The following is a 25,862-nucleotide window of genomic DNA, read 5'->3' on the forward strand; positions in this document are numbered from 1 at the left end:
TTCCCGATAGGAGGATGTGAATGTTCGGAAATTACGTACGGGCTGTTCTTCTACAGAAACAAAAACTTTCTCGCTGCCGATATCTATACCAGCGCTGTTTGGATAGATTTTACTTAAACTACTCATACAAATAAGCGGCCTTTTTAAAAACCTTGAGCCTAGGGCATCTTAAAAAAGGATATTGCTACCATGCGGGATATCATAAGATTCACCAATATTGTTTAATATCATGCCCTAAAACAAAGCTCAACAACAGGCTATAGCACTATTAGAACGACTGTTATGCTGCTCTTGGTTTTTTGCCGCTGCAAAGTTAACGTCATTTCATATTGATTTATATGAAATATATTAGACCTCAAGATGACGTTTTTTTCCAGATATTAAAAATTAGGCATTTGCGCTCATGGCTCTCCGGCCTTATAGCAGGCCAGGCCTAGTTACTTTTTTCCGCAAAAAGTAACCAAAAACTCTCCGCTACGCCGCTTGCTTCTTAAGGTTCTGCGAAGGCTAGTTCTGTAGATACCGCAACCGCCAAGGCGGAATTGGGCGTAAACGGTGGGTATTGCTGGGGGCTTTATTATCAAAATACCCGAACACCTCATTTCCATATTGATTTTATAAAATATATTAATCTCAGGTTACGATTAAAGGACGGTCTATGAAGATTTGGAGAAGTCCAATAAATCTTGGTGTAGAAGCTTTAATAAATCACAGCCAAGCAATCCGCAGAAGTGGTAGGCAATTTAATTAGCTTCTACCTTTCACACGGCTTGGATTGAGCTCATTAAGGTTTTTTGAGGCTTATCGAACAAATATTCATCAGCCTTGAATTTTGCTTCTTTTTTTCAAGAAAAAGAAGAAGGCCATTGCCTGGCTAAGGCAGGAAAGCCATTGAGCGTAATGGCAAAATTCACATTAGTTTATTTATCGGTTTAAATAACAGCTTCCTCTAAAAATTTATTTTTACCCCACTTTCTGCCTCAAATAAGAAAATGCTTTTGTAATATGTGCTTCCACGCACTTTAAAGAAACATCTAAATGCGCTGCTATTTGCTTGTTCGAAAATCCATCCTCTTTGCTTAACAAAAATGTTTGCTTGCATTTGGGTGGTAAATTTTCAATTTCCCGCTTAACCAGGTATAATAATCTTTCTGAATGGCTTTCTTCTTCTTCTTGTACAGTAGTAGCTAAAGCATCAAAATATATTTTATCTAAAGCTAATGCCGATTTTCTTTTTCGGTACTGATCAATAAACTCGTAATATACGCATCGGTATAAATAGCTGTTCACTATAAAATCATCTTTAAGCTTGTGTCTTTGATTCCAAAACTTCATATATACATTTTGTACAATGTCTTCAGATAACTCTCTATTCTTTGTTAAATTCAACACGTACCTTAAAAGCTTTTTACGGTAGGTTTCTACCAAATAAGCATAAGCTTTCGGCTCAGACTTTTTTAAAGATTGTATTAATTCTTTGTCATTTGTAAATTTTGTATCCATATCAAGTCATAAATGGTTTTATTGAATTTATTTGAGAGACATTAAGACATTAGATATTTTAAAGGATAAAATTATTGTTGTATGATGTACTTACAGCCAACGAGACTTTAGTATGACCATAATTAAGTTTATAAAACATGGTTTTCGCTTATACATGGATACGACAGGAAAAGAGAGGCATAGGGTACCATTATTTAAAAAATAATTAAAACCCGCCGTGAATTGGTTAAAAAAGGTTGGTATATAACCTGGTTATTATCAGTATAAGAGGGCCTAAGTCTTTTCTAAGCAGTTCTTTTAAAACTTTCATGGCTTTTACCATGTTTTTCTTTACGGCACTTTGGGTGATACCTAATACTTTAGCAGCTTCCCGGTATGTCTTCCCCTCTACCCTGCAAAGTTTAAAAACAGCTCCGTTTTGGGTAGTGAGTTTCTCTAGGTAATAATTAAATAGCTTTTGATATTCCAGATCAGTAATATCCTCTTCTATTGACCTTTGCAGATTATCATATTCCCGGTAAAGAGTTTCTCTTAATTGCTCCTCTTTACTTAATTTTCTTAAATAATTGAGGGCTCTATTTTTTGCAGATGTAAATAAATAGGCTTCTATATTATTTATAGTAATTTCCTGATTTTCTCTTTCTACTAAGTTTAAAAACAAATCCTGAGTAATATCTTCTGCTACATCTGTTAATTTTACATAGCTTGTTATGAAACCTAAAATTGCCTGATAGTAATCCTTGTATAGATCCTGGAAATCTTGCCTGATATCAGATAGTTGAAGTGTTAAGCTTTCATCCATAATTCCTACAATTTTACTATAGAAATTGTAAAATAGCAGGCACTAATAATTCTAATATGGTATGTTTTGATTCCAATTATTGAATATCTATATCAGAAACAATTACTTAGGCATACCTTAATTGAGTAGTATAAGCACCAATGCTTTGCTTACATTATTGGGCCCTCAAATAAAAAATTTTTAAAAACGTTAAGCTGCATAGCTTTAAGTGTTTGGTAATAACTAAAAATTTATCATTATTGATACTTAATTTTCATCCCTATAATTAACAACTTGAATTAATGAGTCATTTAGTTTAGATAAATAATTTATCTTGAAAGAGACTTTGTTGTAAAGATGGTGTTATGCTATTTTAATTATATGCCTAACTCTATCTGAAATACAGCACCCCAAAAGTTTCTGTCATTTTGTAAACTGTAATCTCCATCAATGGTATTATAACTGATGTTTAACTGCGCCTTTACACGATGACCACGTAGATATTTTGTTAACCCCAGTTCTATAACTTCTTTACGATCCTCTAAAAGGGACAATCTTTCTGACGGATTTAAAATAGAATAACGAATAGCTGTTTCTATATCATTCTTAAAAATGTAAGACGCTTGCTGATTAATTCCCTCCCCCTCATAAGCATAGCTTAAATCTCCTGTATTATCATAGGTAAACGGATCATCTGTTTTCCGACTAATATACTCCATAGCATAGGCAAAACCTTGATATTTGACTATAGCATCTGCTATAAAAGTACTCATATCTACACCCGAATACAGATCTCTTCCTAACTGCCCACCTGTATTAGTTGTTGATTTGTTAAAAGAATATCCGGCAGCTAAACTCAATTTTATTTTTTCTTCTCTTTCCAGATCTCCCTCAGAATAATCGCCTCCATTGGTAAAATTACCAAATGGCAACCATTCTGCCCTAGTTGTATAAGCTAAGCCTTTGTCTGTAGTATTTACTGATCTTCCTTCCCCGGTAGATACAGCTCCTTTAAGGTGATACACTGTTTGCCCTATTTTGTTGCTATAATATGCTTTTAAGCCAAAATCTCTGTCTAAGGTTAAAGCAGCATTTACGATAGATCGTTCTGCAAATTGTAATTGCCCCGATGAATTAACGCGTTGCCTATTACCAGGTAATTTATTTTGACCAAATGCGACATAAAAATTATCACTAAAATTATAAAAGATAACAGCATCTCTTACAATATTGGCAACACCTGTGTTTTCAAAATCTTGATCTCCTTTTGAAAAAGATAATTGAACGCTGTAACCCAACTTTTCTCCTAAAATATAACCATCGCCACGTAAACGCAACCTTCTTACTCGGGCATCCCATTCGTTAATACCAAATTTATCAGCAGAAACAGTAGAAAAACCAACCCGGTTTTGCATCCTAAAACGAAAATTCATGTAAAAAAGAGAGTCTTTTGATTGATACTGAATACCCTCAAATTCTACAGGGCGTTCGTCGCTCTCGGTTTGAGACTTGCATGTTAAAACTATTGCAAAATTTAAAAGGAATACAAAAAATAATGATTTGTTGAACATAGTATATGATTAAAACTTGATTAAAAAAACTTCTGAACAATGAAATAAAGGATGATTCAAAACTTGACTATCAAAATTTTTTAAACAATGTTTATGGATTATAATTTTTTAAGTATTAAAGTATCTCCTATATGATTACTATTTCTCACTTACTTTAACATTCCAGATGAACAAGCATAACACAAAGGATAAGACTGCAGAACCTATCCAAAACAACATTAGACCATTAAAATCATAGACAACTTTACCATTTACCAAATGCTTTCCCTGTTCTATCAGTATGCCGCTTGTAATGTCTTGCAAGCCAGCACCTAAATAACTTGCTATACCTACTACACCTATAGCTGCTCCGCTTACACTTTTTGGAACAATATCTACAGCCATTAAGCCGGCTAGGTAGCAGATAAGTACACCAATAGAAAATCCAAAAACAATCATGGCCGCAACCTCAGCCCACTCATATCCTGCTGGTAACCATAAAAATGTGGCTAAGGATGCGGCGTTTAATACACCAAACAAAAGTGCTGGGGCGTTTCGTTTTCCTTTAAAAACTTTATCACTTAACCAGCCGGAGAAAATATTACCAAAAATTCCACTGATAGAACTCACAGAAATGATAGAACTTGCTACCAGCTCGTTATACTGCCTATGTTCTTGAAGAAAAAATATACCCCAACTGGTTACTGCATAACGCCCAACATACATAAAAGCACTAGAAAAGGCCAAAACCCAAATAGCTGGATTTTTTAATACCGATAATTGCATAAACCCAATTTCTTTTTTGGCAACGGGTACAATAATAGGGGCTAAACCCTTAGATTCAGGACTGTCATGTAAAAAAAGTAAAATAAGTACAACACCTAGAAAGCCTGCTCCGGCAGCACTAATAAAGCCCCATTGCCACCCTAAATAGGAAACTACTAAAGCGGTAAATACATAAGTAAAAGCTTCACCTATATTATGGCTAGCACTGAAAAAACCATAATAAGTCCCTCGCTCTTTATTATTAAACCATCTGGATAATGAAACTATAGAAGGTGGTGCGCCCATACTTTGAAACCAACCATTTAATGCCCATAGTACAGCAAAAAATATAAAGCTATCAACAAAGCCTAAGCTAAAGTTGATGATTGCAGAAATGAATAATCCAAAAGCCATAAAGGTTTTGATATTACTTCTATCCACTAAAAAACCATTTACAAACTTACCTACTGCATAAGCTACAAACAGGGCCGAACCTATAATGCCTAGTTGTGTTTCAGTAAGGATCTGATGATCTACCAAAGGTTTTTTCATCACATTAAGGCTTAAACGGCAAACATAATACAAGCCGTAACCAAAAGTAGCTGAAAGGAATACCTGTGTTCTTATTTTTTTGTATCGTTTATCTACCTCCGATTTATCCATAGTAGGGTCAAGACCTAGCTTTGGAGCAGGAGCAAAAAAGTTGAATAACTTATGCATTAAAGATTAATATTAAAATGAATAACAGATAATTAATAGAAAAATGTTATGCCCAAGCCATACGTTACCAGCTTAAAATAACAGGCTTGAGCTAACACAACCAACTATTAATATGATTAACAGCAATTAGTTAAATAAGTAAACAGTAATAATTTTACTTGTTTATTTTCTTTAAATACTGTTTTAACTCTATAGGTCTATCACTTTGAATGATATTTGCCCCCTTAGCAACTAACCAGCCCCAAGTTTCATCAGGCTTGTTTTCTTCTACAGCAATATCATCATCGTGTCCTCCACAGTGTTCTGGCCATAAAGAGTTAAACCAAATCGGATGTCTTTTTTTAAACTCTGGTACTTTTGAAAGCAGAGGAGAAGTATCATTATCGAATATGATTTGGATAATTGTCCTTTTACGGTTTTTATAAGTATCAATAATCTTTTCAGCCTCTGGGTTCTTAGGGTTTATAATCAGTTGTAAGGTAAGTTCCTCTGGAATATTTTGATGTTTAATTAACAAACTATCATAAGGAAGTCCATAAATATTATAGATGGTTTGTTCCAACATCTTCTGCTTTTTTAGCTCAAGGATAACCTCATCAAAATATTCATAACCCTTATCAATATCGATAATAATTTTATCCTTTGCAGTAACTAACATTTCTTCCAATGTTGGGATAATATGTCTTGTAGGATGCCCCGTTCCACTTAGTAAATAGAATTTACGTATCTCCTCTAAGGTAAAATCTTGTGGTTTACCCTTTCCATTAGTAGTTCTATTAATGGTCTTATCATGCATGATGATAAGCTTACCATCTTTAGTTTTTGCTAAGTCAAATTCAGCAACATCAATATCTCTATCAATACAATTTTTTAAGCTCTGTACGGAGTTTTCTGGAGAGTTTCTCCAATCACCTCGATGAGCTGCAACTAATACTTTTTCAGTTTTCTTTCTAAAAATTTCGTTCAATTTTTCTTGAGGTGTTTGTGCGTTTACCCCCAATTGTATAAATAGGAGAAGAGCAACCCATATATTTTTCTTCATAATTCTTATTAAAAGTTGTGTGCAATAACTCATGGTAACCAAATGTTTTTAGCTTGTAGATAGGAGATGATTTCTAAAGGATAATCTGATTGAATGAGTGAAATTTGATTATCTAATAATCTGTCTACCACAGTATCAGAACCTTGTATAGGTGGAGATGTAGGGCTATTTACATAGGCATTTGCCCATAATTTTATACCATTGTTAGTTGGCCAATTAGTAAAGCTAGGAGATAAGGTACCAGATGACATGTGCCAAATAGCTGCTTTAGGGTTCATATTAAAAGCATTATTATAATCTGTTATTGACCCCGCACCTAACAATACAATTACTTCACTATCCATTTCTAATAAAGCTTTTGCTACTTGTGGCGATTCTGTGTAAATCATCACCATATTAACCATATTTAAAGCGGCAACAGTATTGTAAATTCTATTGTAGTATTCCATGGAAGTATCCCATGATGCATCTATATCTACATAAATCTTTCCTTTGGCTGCTTCTAACGACTCTTTTAGGGTTGGTATTACATAATTAGTTGGTGTACCCTTAAATAATAATTTCAGTTGTCTTAGTTCTGAAAATGTTCTTTGAGAAACATTATAATTGGCATTAGCTGTTCTTGCTGTGGTTGCATCATGCATCAATATCAACTCTTTATCTAATGTAAGCCTGACATCTAATTCAACAATATTAATTTGATTTAAAATAGCATCATTGATAGCTTCAATAGAATTCTCCGGAAAGTTTTTATGATAAGCCCGGTGTGCAGCTATCATAACTTTTGGATATAATTGAGCGATTTTCTCTTTCAAACCTATGAGGTTTCCATAATTAGGTGCTGTTGCGTTTTTTACTAATATTCTTTTAGAAAAAGTTGCCGTTTTTCCAGAATTATTTTTTACGGTCAGCTTTACTAAATAGCTACCTGCAAGAGAAAAACTATGATTTACTGTTTTCTCTGTTTTTATTGGAGAACCATCTGCAAAATCCCATTCCCAAGATACTATATTACTTTCTGTATCGGTTGTGCTACCTATAAACGTAACCGAACTATTTACTGTGGTCTGGTTTACACTGATAGAAAAGCTTGCATCAATTTCAGCAACAGGAGGAGTAATAACTCCACCATCATCTGATTTTGAGCATTGCACAAAGGCAATGCTCAAAAAAATAAGGTATAATCTTATGAAAAGTGAGTTTTTCATATTCCAAACTTCAAAAATCTTTATTTAAATAAAATTTGACATTAGTCATAACCAATATTCTGCCCATATTTAGCAAGATCTATTTCTACTTGTGGTATAGGATAAAACAACAAATAATTCCTACCAGCTAATGAAGGTAATAGGTCTAGTCGGTTAGTTCTTTTTATATCATACCATCTGTAGCCCTCTCCATAAAACTCTCTTTGTCTTTCGTCTAAAATCAAATTTTGAAAATCAGTAGCATTCAAAGCGGCTATGCTACCAGTTACAGGGGCAACGGTATATCTAGCTGTAAAATATGGTGCTAATGCAGTTTCTGCGGCAGAACCAACACCTAAAGCTTCTGCTTTAATCAATAGCATCTCAGAAAACCTACTCACCATAATGGGTGTAAAATCCGCATTTGATGTACTTACCAATTGCTGCCCGTTTCTACCATTAGGATATTTTATAAGTCGTGTATTATCATTAGAAAACACAGCTGTTCTTCGTTTGTCGCCCGTACGTAATGGATTGATAGCATTTGCATATAAATTAGCATGAAGGTTTATCGTAGGAGAATACTCCCATGTAGGATCTACATCATTAACCCTTTGATAAAAGACTTTACGATTATTAGAATTGTTATTAACAAATGCAAAAATGACTTCTCTGCTAGGAGTATTAGCAATAAAATTTGATGCGTATCCGTTAGCATCTGTTGCTAATGAAAAACTTGAAGTTGTAACAGTACCATAGGTAATTACCCTATCTGAATAAATTACGGCATTAGGTTTATCATTAGTAGCTAAATAAACTCTTGCTAATAAGGCTTGTGCTGCTTGCTTAGATACAAAAAACTTATTTGAAAAATTTGGTAATAAATTTTCTGCTGCAATTAAATCATCAATAATTTGCTGCCAAACCTGTGCTTCTGTAGAGCGTTGTACAACATCAAAAGTTCTACTGGTCAATAAAGGAACACCACCCCAACGAGTTACCAGTTGGTAATACATTAAAGCTCTGAAATATAAAGCTTCTCCTCTGAAAGTTTGTAAGTTCCCCGTTTGATTTGGAGACTTATCTAAAGTCTCTAATAAAAAGTTGATGTCTGCAATACGATTATAGGCGTTTCTCCATAAACTTAAAACACTAGGATCTGATGGATTCATGTTTACAGGGTCTACTAAGCTAAAACCTGGTCCACCTCTAAAATTATCAGCTCTTATATCAAAATCAAATGTAAAATTAAAAATACCGGTTTCAACCGAAGCATATACACCATTACGCAATTTACCGATATCAGAATCTGTTAATTGGTCCTGGCTGATAGCATCTCTAGGTAGTATTTTATCTAAATTGTTTGAACAACTACTTGACAAAAATGCTATTACGATTATTAAAATATATTTCTTCATCTTAGAATTTTTTATAGTTAAAATTTAACATTAAGGCCAAATAAAAACGTTCTTAGGGTTGGTTGTAAACCAAAATCAACACCGTAGTTAGAACTTCCTGGGCTATTATCAAAAGATTGCTCTGGGTCATATCCTGAATAATTAGTAATCGTAAATAGGTTGTCAACAGAAGCAAAAACTCTTACACCATTAATGTATTTACTCTTAAAAACTTTACTAGGAATATTGTAAGCAAGAGTTACTGTTTTAAATTTCAGATATGATGCATCTTCTAAAAAACGAGTACTGGTTAAGAAATTATATCCTGCATTACCATAACCGCTATGAACTCCTCTTCTAACAGGTCTTGGAGTAGTATTACTTGTGCCTGGCCCGTTCCAGTAATTAGTGGCCACTTCTCTTCTAATACCAAAAAATTGCTCCACAGAAGTACCATCTAGTAATCTGGTGTTTCCAAAGGCATTTCCTAGATGGTCTGTTCCCTCCGTACCATTTACCCCTCTCCAAGAGGCCATTACTTTATTGCCCAAAGAAAATTGTCCAAATACACTTAAATCAAATCCTTTGTACGATAGTTCAGAGGTAAAACCACCATATAAATCTGGTATGGCCTTCCCTACATTTAAACGATCTGCTTCTGTAATGTCATTATCACCATTAACATCTCTGTAAATTACGTCACCAGCTCTAACACCTTTATTAAATAAAGCTGTTGGAACATCAGCATCATTCTGGTAAATTCCTGTTTGTTCGTAAATGAAATAGGTACTAATAGGCTGTCCAACAATTAATGCTTTCATTTGCCCACCATATAAACCACTACCATCAGAAGGTACAATTAAGAAATCAGTACCATCTATTAAAGAAACTAACCTGTTTTTAATCAATGAAATATTACCACCAAGTTGCCATTTAACTGCTTTATTGATAATCTTCCCTAATGCAGAGAACTCTAAACCTTTGTTCTCCATTACACCAATATTTGAATTAATACTGGTATAACCTGAGGTTGCTTGTATAGGTCTTTGGTATAACAAATCAGTAGTTCTTTGTTGAAAGACATCAAAAGTAAACGATAGCCTATCATTTAAAATGCTAGCATCAAGACCTAGATTTGCTTGTTTTGCTTTCTCCCAAGTTAATGGCTGGGCTATTTGATTTAAAGAAAAGCCTGAAGAACCATTATAAGAATTATTAGCACCAGCTCTTACTAAAGATCTTGCAGCAAAGTCCCCTACACCAGAAATACTACCTGTTACACCATAACTGGCTCTTAGTTTTAATTCATTAAAAAAGTTTTGTTTTTCCATGAAACCTTCTTTATGAATTAACCATGCCGCAGAAATAGCAGGAAAGGTTCCATATCTTTGGTCTTCAGAGAATTTAGAAGCTCCATCTATTCTTAAACTGGCATTTAACATATATTTTCCTTTATAAGCTAAATTCAACCTACTGATGTAAGATTCTAATGCAAAACCACCATAGTCAAATCCACTAGCATAAATATTCGGACCAGTATTAACCAAGCCGAAACTGCTGGAAGGGAAAGCATCATTTCTGTAATTATCACTCCTTACTCCAAAATCTTCACTTATTGATTTTTCGAAAGAATGTCCTGCAAGAACAGTATATTCTAAATCTCTAAAGTTATTATTGTACTGAAATAGGTTTTCTACAACATATCTCAATCTGGTATCTTTACTTTGTTCAATGGCACCCCAATCAGCAGATTGAGCTCTTGCCACCATTCTTTCTGTAATGCTTTTTTTCTCTTCAAATAAAGTCCCAAAAGCTCTTATTGAAGGGGTATATTTAAACCCTTTAAAAGGTTTGATATCTAAGCTTACTGAGCCAATTCCTTCATATCTTTTAGAATTCCATTTCTCCTCATTAATAAGCATTAATGGATTGTGTCTTAACAAAAGTGTCCCGTTAACCTTATAATCACCAGTTGCGGTAAAAGGGCTATACCAAGGTTGTTCTTCTCTGGCAGTTCTCAGAACTTTTAAGCCAGAACCTTCTTCTTCTATTAAATCACGGTCTGTTAAGACTAAAGATAAATTGGTATTTAGCTGTATAAACGAATTTATTTTATGATTTACTTTTAAACGATAAGAGTACTGGTCGTATTCGCTTGTTTTTATAATCCCTTCTTGATTGAATATCCCAAATGAAGTAAAGAAAGTAGTTTTATCATTTCCTCCACTTACCGATAAATTATAATTAGAAGTTTTTGCACTTGGTCTTTGTATTACTTTTGTCCAATCAGTCTCTTCTATTTCATTTGCCGGAGGTCTGTAAAATGTTAAAGAAGTTCCTCGCTGTCTATTAAAGTTATCTACAGCAACTTGCATTACATTTGCATATTCTTCTGAATTAGCCATCGGAATATCATGAGCTATGGTGCCACTACCGTTTCTAACATCTAATTCAATAGATGTTTTTCCGGCCTTTCCAGCTTTGGTAGTAATAAGTACAACCCCACTATTCGCTCTACTTCCGTAAATTGAAGCTGCTGATGCATCTTTAAGTACTTCCATTGATTCAATATCATTGGGGTTTATGTTGGGATAGCCTCCTTCGTTTGGCACACCATCTACTACAAATAGAGGTGCACTATTACCACTAATTGAACCTACACCGCGAATTAACACAACCGGTCTAGCTCCCGGAATGCCAGAAGCGCTAGAGACATTGATACCACTTGCTCTACCTTGTAACATTTTTACAGGATTGTATCCTGCTCCTTGATCAACCGTATTCATTTTTACAGTTGAAACCGCAGAAGATACTTGTTGTCTGCTTTGTGTACCATAACCAACAACTACTACCTCGTTAAGCCCTTTTGTATCTTGCTCCATCGTTATGGATAATGTACTTTGACCATTATATACTAACTCTTTACTAACAAAGCCCAAATAAGAAAAAATCAAAATATCACCATCTTGCACTTGCAGAGAAAATTTACCTTCTGCATTTGTGGTAGTACCTTTTGTACTACCTTTTATGGATACAGAAACACCAATTAAAGGATTCTTAATTTCGTCTAAAACTGTTCCTGTTAAATCTATAAATTTAGATTGCTGGATATTAATTGCCTTTTTTAAGGTAGGTTTAACAATAATAGTCTGACTTTTAATATCAAAACTAAAAGGTTGATTCTTAAAACAAATTTCTAAAGCTGCTTTGACATCAACAGAGGATACATTTATAGTTACAGTTTTAGCATTTTTTAAAACTTCTGCATCGTATATAAAATTAAAGTTAGTTTGCTTTCTGATTTCATTAAAAATCTTTTCTAACTCAACACCCTTTTCCTTTAATGTTACTTTTTGAGCGTAACTACTGGAGAAGGCACTTACTTGTAAGGTTGCTACGATTAAAAAAGCGAGAGTAAGCTTCATTGTTTTAACAATAATTTCTGGTATACAGAATAAGTTTCTGTATACAAATGGTATGTAAAAATTCATACATTTGAATTGTTTAAGGTTATATCTTTAATTTAATTTACAATTGATTAGGTTTTTGCCTTAACATTTTCCGGAGGTGTTGCCGCACCTCTGGATTTTTAGGCTTCATATTTTAATTCATCACGATAATCCTCCTTCCTTGAATTTCAAATTTGACAGACCCTGTTGCCGCTAATACATCAAGTAGTTCATTCACATTATTGAACTTTGAAATTTTGCCACCAAGTTTCTTTTGTGGAATACCACTTTTATATACTACCTCTACATCGTACCAGCGTGATACTTTACGCATGATACTTTCTAAAGGTTCTTCATTAAACATAAAATAGCCCTCTTTCCAAGCTATGACTTCCTCAATATCAACCCGATTTACATTCAATTGATTATTAACAGAAGTCATTCTTGCTTGATCACCAGGTGTTAATAATTTACTTTGTAATGTTTGGGTATTAGCTAGTCTTATGCTGCCTTCTATCAAAGTTGTTTTTGTGATTTTTTCATCGATATAAGCGTTAATATTAAATTGCGTTCCCAAAACTTCTACCATTTGGTTACCATAACTCACCCGAAAAGGCCGTTTAGGATCTTTACTGATTTCACAATAAACCTCGCCGCTTATTTCTATCTTTCTCTGTTTTGAATCAAACCTAGTAGGGAACTTAATAGAAGAAGCTGCATTTAACCAGATTTTTGATCCATCTTCCAAAATCAGTTTATATTGCCCGCCTCTGGGGGTACTGATGGTATTATAGGTTATAGCTTCGGATGTAGAAGAGGCCGCACCCGCTTTATAAACCAGCGCTCCTTCCTTTGAATTGTACACCATTAAACCTGCTTCTTTAGAAAGCAGTTCATTATTTTGCTCTTTAAGAATTATTTTCTCTCCATTTGCTAAAGTTAAAACTGCTTTGTCTTCACCCGGAGTAATGATATTTGCTCTTGCAATTTCTGGCTGCTTAGATTTTTCATTTTGAGTATAATTAGATACAAAATAGAAACTTGCAATAGATATCATTAAAATAAAGCTCGCTGCAACACCAACCAAACGATAGCGTTTTTTACGAAGAGAAACTACTTTTGCTTGTTTGGCTTTTTCCATGTTTTGAAGCAGATGCTGATCCATGGTTTCGGCCATTACCTCACAAAATTCTTCATCATCCATTAAATGAAATAATAAATCTAGTTCTTGCTTTGAAGCTGTGGAGGCCACATACCTTTCAACTAATTGTTGATAGAAGGTTCTTTGGTTCATATATATTTGGTTATTGTATATAAGACAAAAAAATCGGCTTGTAGGGTACCCCTATTTTTGAAAAATAAATTTAAATTCGTGAAAGACAACCTGACATTCTAAATTGAATAATTCAGTTATGATTAAAAGCAAATTGAAGGTGGCTTCAATTTGCTTTTAATATAAAAAAAGTAAGTTTAAAATATTATTTAACGAACTTCTCGCTAAAAATGGTTTTATTATCATTAACAATCTTTAGCAGGTAAGTCCCTGATGGAAGCGTACTTAATGACAAAATTGTATCATTAGAATTTACGACTTGTGTTTTAATTTTAGCTCCTATCAGATTGTAAAGTTCAACACTATTTATACCATTAGGCATTCCATAAATGTTTATTTCATCTGTAAAAGGGTTAGGACCAGCTTTTATAAATACCGTATTACCTTTTGCATGAATAACTTCGCTATATTCGAAGTCTCCATTCAAATCCACAGATTTCAACTTAAAGTAAGCATCTCCATCATGGGCATAAGAAAAAGTATATTTAGAATTATTGCCTTTACCTTTTACAGTACCCACCTCATTAAAATCAACACCATTTTTGCCGTATAGTACTACATATTTATCAAAATCTATCTCTGTAGCAGCAGTCCAGCTTAGTTCAGTAGTGTTTAATTTTCTTTTGGAAGAAAAACTGGAGAGTTTAACTGGTGTAACAATTGCTTTTGGTGTAACACTTGCCCAAGTATTTCCCAATCGCAAATCATCCAAATACATTGGGTTAGTACCATTTGTTCCGCTACCACCCGTACCACATCGTAATATAAAACTGGCTACATTGGTTATGGCGCCACCCGCAACATTGGAGAAAGTTGGAGTTGGAGCAGAACCGGACTCGAAAGTTGGTGAAGAAGGATTAACCCACACATTCATAACGTTTGTACCAGGTGTATACTCTATGACCACCATAGTAGTGACACCCGGTGAAAAATTTTGAGCGGTTGTATTGGCAGCCAGAGGAGGTACTGTACCACTACTACCGCCATGAAAACCCAATTCATAAGTAACCCCATCGGCATTGGTAAGCACCCAAAGTGTACCGGCAAAATTACCCCCCGCAGCAGTGTTGCCAAAACCTACACTATACCTGCTATTGGCAGTGTTAAATTGTAAACTAGCCACTCTCATTAAAAAGGATGCATATACAGTACCAGTTTGATTAGCAATGGATAAAGGCTGGGTATTCGTACCTGTAGTACCACCAAAAAGAAGGGAATTGGTAGAAGCCCCGCTATTGTCTAATCCGGCGTAGTTAAGATTAACTGTGTTATCTACCGTTGCTAAGGCTCCGGATGCACCCCAGCCACCCTGAGTGCCCAATACACCTGTTGGGTAGTTAAAAGGCTCGTAGTAGGGCAGTGATTTTTGAGCCTGAGCAAAATGAACAGACACTAAAAATATGATAAATATTAAAAAAAATTTCATAATTATAAAAGGTTAATGATTTAAATATTGATTATTTACAAACAAGGCATAGGTATCAAGCTTGAGCCTATGCCTTGCTCAGTTCAACTAAAAAGCTTAAAAAAGCTATTGAAAACAGCATGTATACTGGGTATACAGAATAAATCTGCACTTAATTGGTATGTAGAAATCATACATTTTGCGGTGTTTAAAGGTTATAGCTTTGATTAATTTACAATTGATTAGGTTTGCCTTTAATTATTTCCGGAGGTGTTGCCGCACTTCTAGATTTTAGGCATAGGTATATCTTAATTCATAAAATCATCCTCCTTTCTTATAGTTTGAACCTTAAAAAGCAATAGCCGAATAAAATCAACTAATTCTGAAAGATTTTTTGTTAAATAAATAATTGGTTATTGTGTATAAGACAAAAAAAATAGGGCTAAGGGTACCCCTCTCCAAAAAATATTTTTAAGAATTGTCTGTTTGAAGAATTATTATAATTTGAATATAAAAAATAGCAAAAGCCCGAAATCTTTTTTTAGCAATAGCTTTAAGATCTTCATGGATTTTACCATGTGTTTTTTTACTGCACTTTGAGAAATGCCCAGCTCCTCGGCAGCTTCCTGATAGGACTTTCCTTTATCTCTGCAAAGTTTAAAAACTGCACTATTTTGTGGAGAAAGCTTTTCCAAATAATGATTTAGCAGTTTTTGATACTCCAAATCGGCGATATCTTCTTCTAAAGAACCATGTAATGTTTCATATTCCTTGTAAAGTGCATCTTTAATTTGAGCCTCTTTACTTACTTTTTTTAGATAATTTAAAGCTCTATTTTTTGCTGAAGTGAAAAGATAAGCTTTAATGTTTTCTACTTCTTTATATTCCTTTTCTATAATGTTTAGAAATAAATCCTGAGTAATGTCTTCTGCTATGTCAGCCAATTTTACATAACTTAATACAAAGCCCAAGATTGCCTCATAGTGATCCCTATAAAGATTATGAAAATCCTGTTTGATATTGCTAATATGGTCTATTGGTCTTTCTTCCATAATATTTGGCAATTATACCTTACCCACTTGCCAACTACATTTGATTATAAACGATGCTGATAATCTTTAATTTATTTAGAAAAAAATTAGCTCTTAATTTATTAAATAAGACATTTAGGTTTTTAACAACTAATATAATATTAAATCTAAGTTGATTTGATACATTAAAAAATATTTATCAAACTTATATTAAAATATCAGCTTTATTGTAAAATAGCTATTAAGTTTTAGTTAATCATCTCCTACTCCCATCATACAATTCATATTCTAACAACCTACAATCTAGCTTACCATTGTAAAATTCTATCCTTCGTGATGCTCTTAAACCTATTTTTTTGGCTAAATCTGGGTTTCCAGTAAAAATATAACCAGTATAACCTTTACATTCTTTTTTCATGAAATCGCCAATTCTAGCGTAAGTAGCTTCTAGTTTGCTGTGTACACCTAAACGCTCGCCATACTCGGGGTTAAACATAATCACCCCAGCTTCATCCTGAGGGATTCTGGTATCGGCAAAATCGCAAGCGTAAAACTCAATCAATTGGTCTACACCCGCTGTTTTAGCATTCTTTTTACTGATGTCTATAGCATCCTCAGAAATATCTGTAGCAATAATTTTTAAATCTTGGTTTTTAACCACTTGGTCTTTTAGCCTTCTTCTCTCTGTAAAGAAAACTTCTTCTTCATAGCCTAAAATGTGCATAAAACCATAATTCATACGTAACAATCCTGGCGTTCTGCCGGTTGCAATGAGGGCTGCCTCTATAGCTAAAGTTCCAGAACCGCACATAGGGTTTATAAAAGGAGATTTAAAATCCCATTGTGTAGCTAAAATGGTTGAGGCCGCAAGCGCTTCTAACATAGGCGCTTTGCCAGGTATTTTTCTATAACTGTGTTTAGCTAAAGTTTCTCCAGATGTGTCTAAAAAGATTTCTGCCTTTTCATTTTTCCAATATAAATGCACTACAGTTTTGGTGTAATCCGGACCAGAATTTGGTCTTATTTTGTGCACAGATTTAATCCTGTCTGCAATAGCATCTTTAACTTTTAAATTAGCAAACAAAGGTGTGGTGATGGTAGAATTATCCACATTTGACGTTACAGAGAAATAACCTCCAAAATCTATCAATTTCTCCCACGCTATAGCAGTAACTTTTTGGTAAAGCTCTTCACCATTTTCAGCATCAAATTCTTGAAGGCTATAAAGCACCTGACTGGCGCATCTGAGGTTGAGATTCAGCCTGATACAATCATTTAAACTCACTTTAAGCTCTAGCCCGGTAGAAAAAATTCTTACAGGTTTAAAACCTAAATTTTTTACTTCTAATTCAAGATAAGGCGATAATCTTTTGTTACAGGTTATGATAACCTTTGATGGGGTGTTGAAAACTTGATGCATAAGAATGCGCAATTTAATGATAAAAATATAGAGATTTGATTTTAGTTATTTAAAAACCTGTTGAAATGGAGATAAAAGGAAAAGTTCATGAAGTATCTGAAGTCATGAACGTTACTGATACATTTAGAAAAAGAGAGCTTGTTATAGAATTTGCCGAAAACCCTCAGTACCCGGAATACGTAAAATTTGAAGCCATACAAGACAGGGTTTCATTAATGGATAATCTTAAAATTGGTGATGATGTTGAAGTTTCTTTCAACTTGAAAGGAAGACCTTGGACAGACAAAACCGGTAAAAAACAATATTTCAATACTTTACAAGTTTGGAAAGTAAATGTATTAGGTGCTGATGCAGGTGCTCCTGCTCAAACACCACCATTTGCAGCACCAGTTGATATTAGTGCAGCACCAGAGGCGGACGACGATTTGCCGTTTTAAAGAGCCTATTTTCTGATTACAATGCGATAAAAAGCGGCACCAATCCCAAAGGTGACCGCTTTTTTTGGCTTCATCTCTAAACAGTAACAAAACTTCGACTTCTTTTTTGTGCACCAATAATTACTCCCATCTTATTCAGCATACTATTTCTTATTCTGAATTCTGATTATCGTTTTCTTTATAGCCAAGAAAAAAATGATTAGAAAGATAAACATTCAAATAGTTAAGATTTTGTTTCTAAGCATAAAAATTTCGGGTTAATATAAGTGAGACGAGCTTAAGGCAGAAGCTCAAATTAATTTTATTGATAAAATATTTTATTTTTTCATTTAATTATTTTATTTTTCAATATTCTATCTATGAATTATGAAGAAAATTTTATTTGTAGCATTAATAGCTCTATTGTTTTTTAGCTGTAGGAAAGATAATTCTGTATTATTGAATACCAATATCACTCAATGCTTAATTACAAATTCTCTTTCAACGGATGGTAAATATAGCGCAGAGGTTAAATATCAAGATGGCCTTGCAACTGAAAATATAATTAAAGAAAATGGTGTTATCAGCACCGCATGGTATACAACTGTAGAATCTCCTAAGCAGCTTATTATTTATAGCGATAGTAAATTACCCGAAAATGCTAAAACAAGAATTTATTTAAATGAATTTGGTAGTTTAGCTAAAGAAGTAGCACTAGAACTCAATCCTAATGGTACTCTTTCTGAAGATACTACGCAAAAAAGACTGTTTACTTACAACAGCAATAAATTACTAACCAAAATTATAACAAGTATAAATGATGAATATGCTGTGTTTGATATAAGTTATGATTCTAAAAGCCGACTAGAAAAAATAACTATAAGTGACGGAAATGGATTGGTTTTTATTATCTACGATAATTTTATCCATGATGATCACAAAAAAACAGATAACCTTACAACAATTGCACTGTTTGATTCTTTTTCTGCGCTTTATTTACCTTCTTTAAACAGTACTTATGTTAAATCATATCGGATATTTTATCCAGATATACCAGAACTAACTCTCTTAACATCAAATGAATTTAAATTTTCTAATCAAAAATTATCTCAAATAAAAAGTACTATAACATTGCTTGGTGTAGCTAATGTTTCTACAGTAAACGTAACACTCAATTGTAAGTAATTTCCTACAAAAATCTAATGAACAAATACTTATTAATGCTACTTTTTGTAGTAGTTCTACCTAAATTAACTACAGCACAAATTTATATTAACGGTGGCAACCCAAGCAGGTATGGCGCTAATTCATATAATGGTAGTTCTATAAGTTTAGCTTATGGCACTGTAATTTGGTTTGATGGAGCTTATACCCGACTTGAGGGTTATAGTCTGCCACTTGAACCTTTTTACAACCCTGAAAACCAAAGAGTAATAGAAAAATTAAATGTTGCATCAGGTGTATCAATTGGCTTTGAGACTAATCTTTCCAGAAGGTTATCTTTGTATACTTCGATTTTCACAGGATTTATGTCTACAGGAAGTACACTTAATGAGGCATTACTTGTTAGTGATGATAAATCTACACTTTCACAAATCGCTACTTATTTTCAACTAATATTAAGCAGCCCAGAAAAAAGATTAAAAATAAATTGGCTTATTGGTCCAGAGTTGCTGTATGCAAGAAAAAGACTTATTGTAGAAGATTATGTTACCCCAGAAAATCAAGAACCTAAACAATATAACGAAGACCTTAAAATTATAGAAGGTGCTTTGGTAACAGGTTTTGGATTATCTTATGATATTTCTAAATCTTTTATCCTTTTTAATAATAGTAGTGTAGGATTAGCCTTCCCTGGTAAAGGTTTTAAAGCAAACTTTACTTCTATTGGTATAAAGTATAAATTCCAGTAGTCCATACAACTCAACTTTAATAAAATATACTTCATAAACTTGCCCAATTCAAAGAGATTTAAATCTACCATTGCTTGTTAAATAATGTTAAACCACCTCAATATTAAAGCATTGGTGTTTATATTTGATTTGAGATGAAGCGTAAAAGTATATCGGTTATTATTGGTTTAATGAGTTTTGCATTGTTGGGAGTAATGGCTATGCAATATTATTTCTTAAAAGAATCTTATCAATTAAAAACTCAAATTTTTGATAGTGCGGTAAATGATGCTTTAAAAAGTGTGGCTTATAAATTAGAAAAAAATGAAGCCGCTGCTTTTTTAGCTCAAAAAGCTGCAAACGAGAAAAAATTAAGAGAAATTAATAGGTTAAATCAAGATTTGAAATTTAGCCAAAACATCAGGACATCAAAAAATATCGACCGAAATCCGCAAATTAAAGAAAATCCATCCTTAGCTTTTATCAGGCAACTTAAAAAAAATCAAGAAAAATCTGACAGTATTTTTAGGGTAAGAGATAGCATTTTAAGAAATAAATACCCTAATATTTTAGTATATAATGGCCCGGCGCAACAAGAAACTCCAGATAATGTAATTGCCGGCGTAAGATTTGATTTTGAGGAAGTTACAGACGAATTTGGTGTCAGACAAAATCTGGTTAAACAAGTTTATACAGAGCGATTACCTTCCAGAAAAAGACCCAAAAGAGGTAACGTTGTAGTAGATTCTATCAAACAATATGTTATTGTTGACCCTGTATTAGGCCCTGTTGTTCGTACCATTGGTAAACCTAATTACTTATCAGAAATTAGTGAAACCGAGCTTGCAGCAGCAGAGAAACCCATCCATAGCAAAGAAAAAGTAAAAGATGTTAAGCTATACTTAGACTCGGTACAAAAAATCAGCAACAAAAAGGAGATTTTAAATGATTTAGCTTCAGAGTTTCAGCAAGCAAATGTACCTCTGCATAAACGTATTAAACCAGAATTGCTAGACTCTTTGCTATTGATAGAGTTGGCCAATAACGGCATCATGCTCAAGTACAATTATAAAATAAGCTCCAACAAAAGCTCCAGAATTTTATTCAGAAATGCCTCGGATAATAGAATGGATTTTGAGCCAGAAAACACCTACAAGGCCGCACTTTTTCCAAAAGATATGGTACGTGAAGGCGGTTACTTGATGGTAAGTTTTCCAGAAAAAAATAGTCTTATCCTTAAAAATATGAACTCTATTTTAGCCTCATCCATAGGTTTATTGTTGATTTTGACCGGAAGCTTCGCTTATACCATTTTTTCTATCTTAAGACAGAAAAAGATTTCTGAGATGAAGACAGATTTCATTAACAACATGACTCATGAATTTAAAACTCCGGTAGCCACCATCATGATTGCCAGTGAAGCTTTAAGAGACCCCGACGTTAATGAAGACCGCAAACGCGTAAATAAGTTGGCAAGCATTATTTATGATGAAAATATACGTCTTGGAGACCATATTGAAAGGGTACTTAATATTGCCCGTATAGAAAAAGACGATTTAAAAATAGAGCGTAAAGAAGTTAATATTCATGATTTAATTCATGCCGTTTCTGATAGTATGAACTTGCAACTACAAAAGAGAAATGCTATTGTAAACATGAACCTTATAGCCACAAAATCAACCATCATGGGCGATGAGCTACACCTTTCTAATGTATTTTATAACCTTATTGATAACGCCATAAAGTACAGTAAAGAAGCTCCAGAGATTACCATCAACACTACTAATACCCAAACAGATTTTATAATTACCGTTACTGATAAAGGAATTGGCATGGGAAGAGACCAGCAAAAGAAAATTTTTGAGCAATTTTACCGTATACCAACAGGTAACTTACATGACGTAAAAGGTTTCGGACTAGGCTTAAGCTATGTAAATAACATGGTGAAAAGAATGGGCGGAACTATAAAAGTGAAAAGCGAAAAAGATAAAGGCTCGGAATTTGAGCTCAAATTTCCATTAGCATAATACCATATAAATGAGTGCAAAAAAAATTCTTTTAGTAGAAGACGATCCTAACTTGGGGATGATTTTAGAAGACTACCTTTCTTTAAAAGGAAAGTTTGAGGTTACCCTTTGTGATGATGGAGATGAGGGCTTAAAAGCATTTACATCTTCAACTTATGATATTTGTATCCTGGATGTGATGATGCCTAAAAAAGACGGATTCACGCTGGCAAAAGACATCAGAAAGATAAACAAACACATACCTATTATTTTTGCCACAGCCAAAGGTATGATGGAAGATAAAACCGAAGCTTTTGGTTTGGGTGGTGATGATTATATTACCAAACCTTTTAAAATAGAAGAGCTTTTATTACGCATTAATGCCCTCTTAAAAAGAGCCGGCAACCAGGAAAAAGCTGAAGAAGAGAAACCTAAAATCTTCACCATTGGCAAGTATACCTTTGATTACCAGCATCAAATTATTATAAATGGTGATGAGCAACAAAAGCTAAGCACCAAAGAAGCGGAACTGTTAAGGTTATTATGCCTTAAAATGAATGATGTTTTAACCCGTGAAGAAGCACTTTTACAAATTTGGCATGATGATAATTACTTTAACGGCCGCAGTATGGATGTTTTCCTAAGCAAATTGCGTAAATATCTTAAAGAAGATGCCAGAGTAGAAATCATCAACGTACATGGAAAAGGTTATAAACTCTTGGTAAATTAGTAAGTAAAAGCTAATTTCATAAGAAATATTTTACTTATGAAGTTTCCTTCACTCAAACAACTTGGTTATACTGCGCTGGCTGTATTAAAAAGATTCCCTATCCCTATACTTTTTGCAGTTTTAGGAACCAGTTCTTTAATTGCGCTTACCGTAAAAGATCTTAACAATACTTATAACGAAGAACTTGTAAAAGGCGCTTACATAGGCAATTTAGGTCTCGCACTTACCTTAGCTTTTGCATTATTTGCAGAAAAGCGTAAACTTAAAAATCCCATTAAAATAGGCGTTAATATAGCGCTTATAGCTTTCCTGCTTTCTTTAAGTTTTATCTTAAATCCTTTTGAAAAAGAAGCGCATATTTTAATGCTAGTCATTCTTGCATTTGCTTTTCATTTATTGGTTTCTGTCGCTGCTTTCCATAAAGCAGAAGAAAATCAAGCTTTTTGGCAACTTAACAAAAGTTTATTTCTACGTTTTTTAACATCTGCCCTGTACAGTGCGGTATTATTTATTGGGATAAGCATTGCCTTATTAAGCATTGAAGAATTGTTTAAAGTAAATTGGGATGATAAAATCTACTTACGTCTGTGGCTCATCATCGCAGGTGTATTTAATACCCTATTTTTTCTATCCGGCATTCCTAAATCTTTAGAAACACTTCAAGAAGAACAATCTTATCCAAAAGGGCTGAAAATTTTCACACAGTATGTGTTAATCCCTTTGGCAAGCATTTATTTAGTCATATTACTGGCTTATGAAGGTAAAATATTGTTAGAGTGGCATTTACCTAATGGTTTTGTTTCGGTATTAATTTTAGGTTATGCTGTTTTTGGGATGCTTTCTTTATTGCTAGTTCATCCACTCAGAAGTTTAGAAGAAAACAAATGGATAAAACTCTTTAGTAAGACCTTTTATCTGTTTTTAATTCCCTTAATTATACTTTTAGTACTCGCAGTTTATACCAGAGTATCTGATTATGGCATAACAGAAAGCAGATATATTTTAATTGTACTTACCCTTTGGTTAAGCTTTATCACCTTTTATTTCTTAATAAAAGGACAAGAACATATTAGGATAATTCCTATCAGTTTATGTGTGTTAGCACTTATAATCTCCTTTGGACCATGGGGTTTACAAAGTGTTTCTAAAAACTCGCAACAAAAAATATTAAGCACTCTTTTAGCCACTAAACCTAATAAAGAAAGAGACCAGCAAATCAGAAACATTGTTGATTATTTAAATGATTATCATGGTATAATGGCTTTACAGCCTTTTACTAAAGCATCGCTTAGCGATATTAAAACTTTTTTTAAGAATAGCCATAAAAAAGACTCCTTGAGTCAGTTTCAAAGTTATCAAGCTAAAGAAAACACCAAAGATTCTGTATTAAAGTTATTAGGACTTAATCCGCTTTATAACCCCACAATGAAAGGCAATTTTTACAACTTTGCTAATAAAGAAAAAGAAGTTTTAAGTATTGAAAAAGCAAGTATTTTGGTAACTATAGAAAACCAGTCTTCTTTTAGAGACAACCTATGCAAAGAAATAACTGCCTTTGGAAAAGCTTTTAAAATTTGTAAAGAGAAAGAACAAGAACTGTATCTGGTCTTAGGAAAAGAAAAGCTATCTCTACAACTTTATAAAATAGGAAAGCAATTGCTAAAAAAGAGCTATCCTATTACTGATAAAAATTACAATACTTTTCAAGTACCAAATAAAGATTTAACACTTACCCAGCACTGGAAAGGATTAAACATCACCACCAGAATAGAAGAAATGGGTATTGAGGAAGAAAAGCAAGAAACAAACATTATACATTATAAGGTTTATTTGCTGATAACGCCACAAACTCTATAAAAAAAGTGCATAAAAAAAGCCTTTCAGGAAATATTCTTGAAAGGCTTTTTTTTATTTTGAAAAAATTAAACTCTTTTAGATTTGATACGAGCTGCTTTACCAGTAAGCTCACGTAAGTAGAATAATTTTGCTCTACGAACTTTACCAACGTTATTAACTTCGATTTTATCGATGTTTGGAGAATTTACAGGAAATATACGCTCTACACCTACACCATTAGACATTTTTCTTACGGTAAAGGTTTCTGTAGAACCAGCACTATTTCTCTGGATAACTACACCTTGATAAACCTGAATACGCTCTTTATTTCCTTCACGAATTTTATAGTGAACGCTGATGGTATCTCCAGATTTAAATGCAGGTAACTGTTTTTTCTCTACAACCTGCTCTTCTACAAATTTTACTAAATCCATGATTTTATGCTGTTAAATTACGATTGAGATAAATACCAACCGCACCGAAATTTCGGAGTGCAATATTAGGGATAATTTTTGATAATAAAAAACATAATTAAAATTTTCCACAATTAACATCTTATCTACATCCGCAGGCAATACCAACTGTAGATGAGCCTGTTAGCTTGTTTTCTATTTAAAATCGAGCTTATTTATTTGAAGATTTGCAATTTATTTAATCTCAAAAAAAGAAAAAATAATTAATTTTTGAGTTCATCAATTAAAAAAAGCTTCCATTCTAAGCTTACTCCAACAAATCTGGTCTGCGTTTTTTAGTGCGTTCTAAAGCTTGTTCATAACGCCATTGTTCTATTTTAGCTTGGTCTCCACTTAATAAAATATCAGGTACTTTATAACCCTTCCAATCTGCCGGTCTGGAGTACACTGGAGCGTCTAACAACTCGCCTTGAAAAGAATCAGATAAAGCCGATGTTTCATCTGATAAAACGCCAGGTATTAATCTTACCACAGCATCAACAATTAAAGCAGCTGGCAGCTCGCCACCAGAAAGCACAAAATCTCCAACAGAAATCTCTCTGGTTACAAATACATCTCTAATTCTTTGGTCTATCCCTTTATAATGGCCACAAAGAATCATGATATTTCCTTTAATAGAAAGCTCGTTGGCTATTTCTTGTTTAAAAGTAACGCCATCGGGTGTCATAAAAATAATCTCATCATAAACCCTTTCTGCCTGTAATTTCTCTATACAAGCAGCAAAAGGCTCAATCTGCATCACCATACCACTACCACCACCGTAAGGATAATCATCAATACTTTTATGCTTATTGCTTGCGTAGTCTCTTAAATTATGAATATGAATTTCTGCCAGACCTTTTTTTTGTGCCCTTTGCATAATAGAGTGTGCAAACGGACTGTCTAGTAAAGCCGGTAAAACGGTTATGATATCAAATCTCATAGTT

At 33.6% G+C, this 25,862-nt stretch carries 20 protein-coding genes; 6 read left to right on the plus strand and 14 right to left on the minus strand.

All coding sequences use genetic code 11. From position 1 onward, the window contains the following. Window positions 1–963 precede the first annotated feature (963 nt). From H510_RS18650 to H510_RS0110070, 12 genes are all read right to left on the minus strand, one after another. Window positions 964–1,503 carry an RNA polymerase sigma factor gene (locus H510_RS18650; protein WP_036692535.1) on the minus strand — a complete coding sequence of 180 codons (540 nt, stop codon included), beginning with the start codon at window positions 1,501–1,503 and terminating at the stop codon, window positions 964–966. Window positions 1,504–1,729: 226 nt separating this feature from the next. Next, window positions 1,730–2,305, minus strand: a complete 576-nt coding sequence (locus H510_RS0110015; RefSeq protein ID WP_026904200.1) for an RNA polymerase sigma-70 factor — start codon at window positions 2,303–2,305, stop codon at window positions 1,730–1,732. Window positions 2,306–2,661: 356 nt separating this feature from the next. Then, entirely contained in the window at window positions 2,662–3,855 is a 1,194-nt protein-coding gene (locus H510_RS0110020) for a porin (RefSeq protein WP_026904201.1), read from the minus strand. Window positions 3,856–3,993: 138 nt separating this feature from the next. After that, window positions 3,994–5,319, minus strand: coding sequence for an MFS transporter (locus tag H510_RS0110025; protein ID WP_026904202.1), 1,326 nt, complete (start codon window positions 5,317–5,319; stop codon window positions 3,994–3,996). A 154-nt stretch (window positions 5,320–5,473) separates the two neighbouring features. After that, window positions 5,474–6,361, minus strand: coding sequence for a glycerophosphodiester phosphodiesterase family protein (locus tag H510_RS0110030; RefSeq protein ID WP_026904203.1), 888 nt, complete (start codon window positions 6,359–6,361; stop codon window positions 5,474–5,476). Between the two features lie 29 nt (window positions 6,362–6,390). Next, window positions 6,391–7,530: a glycerophosphodiester phosphodiesterase family protein gene (locus tag H510_RS19605; RefSeq protein ID WP_162143070.1), complete on the minus strand. Its 1,140-nt coding sequence runs from the start codon at window positions 7,528–7,530 to the stop codon at window positions 6,391–6,393. A gap of 80 nt (window positions 7,531–7,610) precedes the next feature. Then, entirely contained in the window at window positions 7,611–8,966 is a 1,356-nt protein-coding gene (locus H510_RS0110040; RefSeq protein ID WP_036692536.1) for a RagB/SusD family nutrient uptake outer membrane protein, read from the minus strand. A gap of 17 nt (window positions 8,967–8,983) precedes the next feature. Next, a complete protein-coding gene (locus H510_RS0110045; RefSeq protein WP_155977933.1) occupies window positions 8,984–12,436 on the minus strand; it encodes a TonB-dependent receptor in 3,453 nt (1,150 codons plus the stop codon). Between the two features lie 112 nt (window positions 12,437–12,548). Then, window positions 12,549–13,688, minus strand: coding sequence for a FecR family protein (locus tag H510_RS18660; protein ID WP_036692538.1), 1,140 nt, complete (start codon window positions 13,686–13,688; stop codon window positions 12,549–12,551). 184 nt (window positions 13,689–13,872) lie between these two features. Continuing rightward, window positions 13,873–15,153, minus strand: a complete 1,281-nt coding sequence (locus H510_RS0110055; protein WP_026904206.1) for a T9SS type A sorting domain-containing protein — start codon at window positions 15,151–15,153, stop codon at window positions 13,873–13,875. 476 nt (window positions 15,154–15,629) lie between these two features. Then, window positions 15,630–16,184: an RNA polymerase sigma factor gene (locus H510_RS18665; RefSeq protein WP_051291148.1), complete on the minus strand. Its 555-nt coding sequence runs from the start codon at window positions 16,182–16,184 to the stop codon at window positions 15,630–15,632. Between the two features lie 235 nt (window positions 16,185–16,419). Next, on the minus strand, window positions 16,420–17,583 hold the full coding sequence (locus H510_RS0110070; RefSeq protein WP_026904208.1) for a THUMP domain-containing class I SAM-dependent RNA methyltransferase: 1,164 nt from the start codon (window positions 17,581–17,583) through the stop codon (window positions 16,420–16,422). A gap of 65 nt (window positions 17,584–17,648) precedes the next feature. On the opposite strand from H510_RS0110070, the gene H510_RS0110075 reads away from it, so the two are divergent. From H510_RS0110075 to H510_RS0110100, 6 genes are all read left to right on the plus strand, one after another. Continuing rightward, window positions 17,649–18,020 (plus strand): DUF3127 domain-containing protein, encoded by a 372-nt coding sequence (locus H510_RS0110075; protein WP_026904209.1) that lies wholly within the window; start codon window positions 17,649–17,651, stop codon window positions 18,018–18,020. Window positions 18,021–18,386: 366 nt separating this feature from the next. After that, window positions 18,387–19,184: a hypothetical protein gene (locus H510_RS0110080; protein ID WP_026904210.1), complete on the plus strand. Its 798-nt coding sequence runs from the start codon at window positions 18,387–18,389 to the stop codon at window positions 19,182–19,184. A gap of 17 nt (window positions 19,185–19,201) precedes the next feature. Next, window positions 19,202–19,912, plus strand: a complete 711-nt coding sequence (locus H510_RS0110085; protein ID WP_155977936.1) for a hypothetical protein — start codon at window positions 19,202–19,204, stop codon at window positions 19,910–19,912. 134 nt (window positions 19,913–20,046) lie between these two features. Next, window positions 20,047–21,918, plus strand: a complete 1,872-nt coding sequence (locus H510_RS0110090) for a sensor histidine kinase (RefSeq protein WP_026904212.1) — start codon at window positions 20,047–20,049, stop codon at window positions 21,916–21,918. Between the two features lie 10 nt (window positions 21,919–21,928). After that, window positions 21,929–22,627: a response regulator transcription factor gene (locus H510_RS0110095; protein WP_026904213.1), complete on the plus strand. Its 699-nt coding sequence runs from the start codon at window positions 21,929–21,931 to the stop codon at window positions 22,625–22,627. Window positions 22,628–22,663: 36 nt separating this feature from the next. Next, window positions 22,664–24,484 carry a DUF4153 domain-containing protein gene (locus tag H510_RS0110100; RefSeq protein ID WP_026904214.1) on the plus strand — a complete coding sequence of 607 codons (1,821 nt, stop codon included), beginning with the start codon at window positions 22,664–22,666 and terminating at the stop codon, window positions 24,482–24,484. Between the two features lie 65 nt (window positions 24,485–24,549). Here the strand turns inward: H510_RS0110100 and rplS are convergent, their stop codons facing one another. Further along, on the minus strand, window positions 24,550–24,897 hold the full coding sequence (gene rplS / locus H510_RS0110105) for a 50S ribosomal protein L19 (RefSeq protein ID WP_026904215.1): 348 nt from the start codon (window positions 24,895–24,897) through the stop codon (window positions 24,550–24,552). Between the two features lie 286 nt (window positions 24,898–25,183). After that, window positions 25,184–25,858, minus strand: coding sequence for a tRNA (guanosine(37)-N1)-methyltransferase TrmD (trmD, locus tag H510_RS0110110; protein WP_026904216.1), 675 nt, complete (start codon window positions 25,856–25,858; stop codon window positions 25,184–25,186). Between the last annotated feature and the right edge of the window lie 4 nt (window positions 25,859–25,862).

The sequence above is a fragment of the Pedobacter glucosidilyticus DSM 23534 genome, assembly GCF_000425145.1.
Lineage (GTDB): Bacteria > Bacteroidota > Bacteroidia > Sphingobacteriales > Sphingobacteriaceae > Pseudopedobacter > Pseudopedobacter glucosidilyticus.

Coding starts and splice junctions, on each gene's coding strand:
- H510_RS18650 (WP_036692535.1), bottom strand. CDS start 1,503: ATGGATACAAAATTTACAAATGACAAAGAATTAATACAATCTTTAAAA.
- H510_RS0110015 (WP_026904200.1), bottom strand. CDS start 2,305: ATGGATGAAAGCTTAACACTTCAACTATCTGATATCAGGCAAGATTTC.
- H510_RS0110020 (WP_026904201.1), bottom strand. CDS start 3,855: ATGTTCAACAAATCATTATTTTTTGTATTCCTTTTAAATTTTGCAATA.
- H510_RS0110025 (WP_026904202.1), bottom strand. CDS start 5,319: ATGCATAAGTTATTCAACTTTTTTGCTCCTGCTCCAAAGCTAGGTCTT.
- H510_RS0110030 (WP_026904203.1), bottom strand. CDS start 6,361: ATGAAGAAAAATATATGGGTTGCTCTTCTCCTATTTATACAATTGGGG.
- H510_RS0110040 (WP_036692536.1), bottom strand. CDS start 8,966: ATGAAGAAATATATTTTAATAATCGTAATAGCATTTTTGTCAAGTAGT.
- H510_RS0110045 (WP_155977933.1), bottom strand. CDS start 12,436: ATGAATTTTTACATACCATTTGTATACAGAAACTTATTCTGTATACCA.
- H510_RS18660 (WP_036692538.1), bottom strand. CDS start 13,688: ATGAACCAAAGAACCTTCTATCAACAATTAGTTGAAAGGTATGTGGCC.
- H510_RS0110055 (WP_026904206.1), bottom strand. CDS start 15,153: ATGAAATTTTTTTTAATATTTATCATATTTTTAGTGTCTGTTCATTTT.
- H510_RS18665 (WP_051291148.1), bottom strand. CDS start 16,184: ATGGAAGAAAGACCAATAGACCATATTAGCAATATCAAACAGGATTTT.
- H510_RS0110070 (WP_026904208.1), bottom strand. CDS start 17,583: ATGCATCAAGTTTTCAACACCCCATCAAAGGTTATCATAACCTGTAAC.
- H510_RS0110075 (WP_026904209.1), top strand. CDS start 17,649: ATGGAGATAAAAGGAAAAGTTCATGAAGTATCTGAAGTCATGAACGTT.
- H510_RS0110080 (WP_026904210.1), top strand. CDS start 18,387: ATGAAGAAAATTTTATTTGTAGCATTAATAGCTCTATTGTTTTTTAGC.
- H510_RS0110085 (WP_155977936.1), top strand. CDS start 19,202: ATGAACAAATACTTATTAATGCTACTTTTTGTAGTAGTTCTACCTAAA.
- H510_RS0110090 (WP_026904212.1), top strand. CDS start 20,047: ATGAAGCGTAAAAGTATATCGGTTATTATTGGTTTAATGAGTTTTGCA.
- H510_RS0110095 (WP_026904213.1), top strand. CDS start 21,929: ATGAGTGCAAAAAAAATTCTTTTAGTAGAAGACGATCCTAACTTGGGG.
- H510_RS0110100 (WP_026904214.1), top strand. CDS start 22,664: ATGAAGTTTCCTTCACTCAAACAACTTGGTTATACTGCGCTGGCTGTA.
- rplS (WP_026904215.1), bottom strand. CDS start 24,897: ATGGATTTAGTAAAATTTGTAGAAGAGCAGGTTGTAGAGAAAAAACAG.
- trmD (WP_026904216.1), bottom strand. CDS start 25,858: ATGAGATTTGATATCATAACCGTTTTACCGGCTTTACTAGACAGTCCG.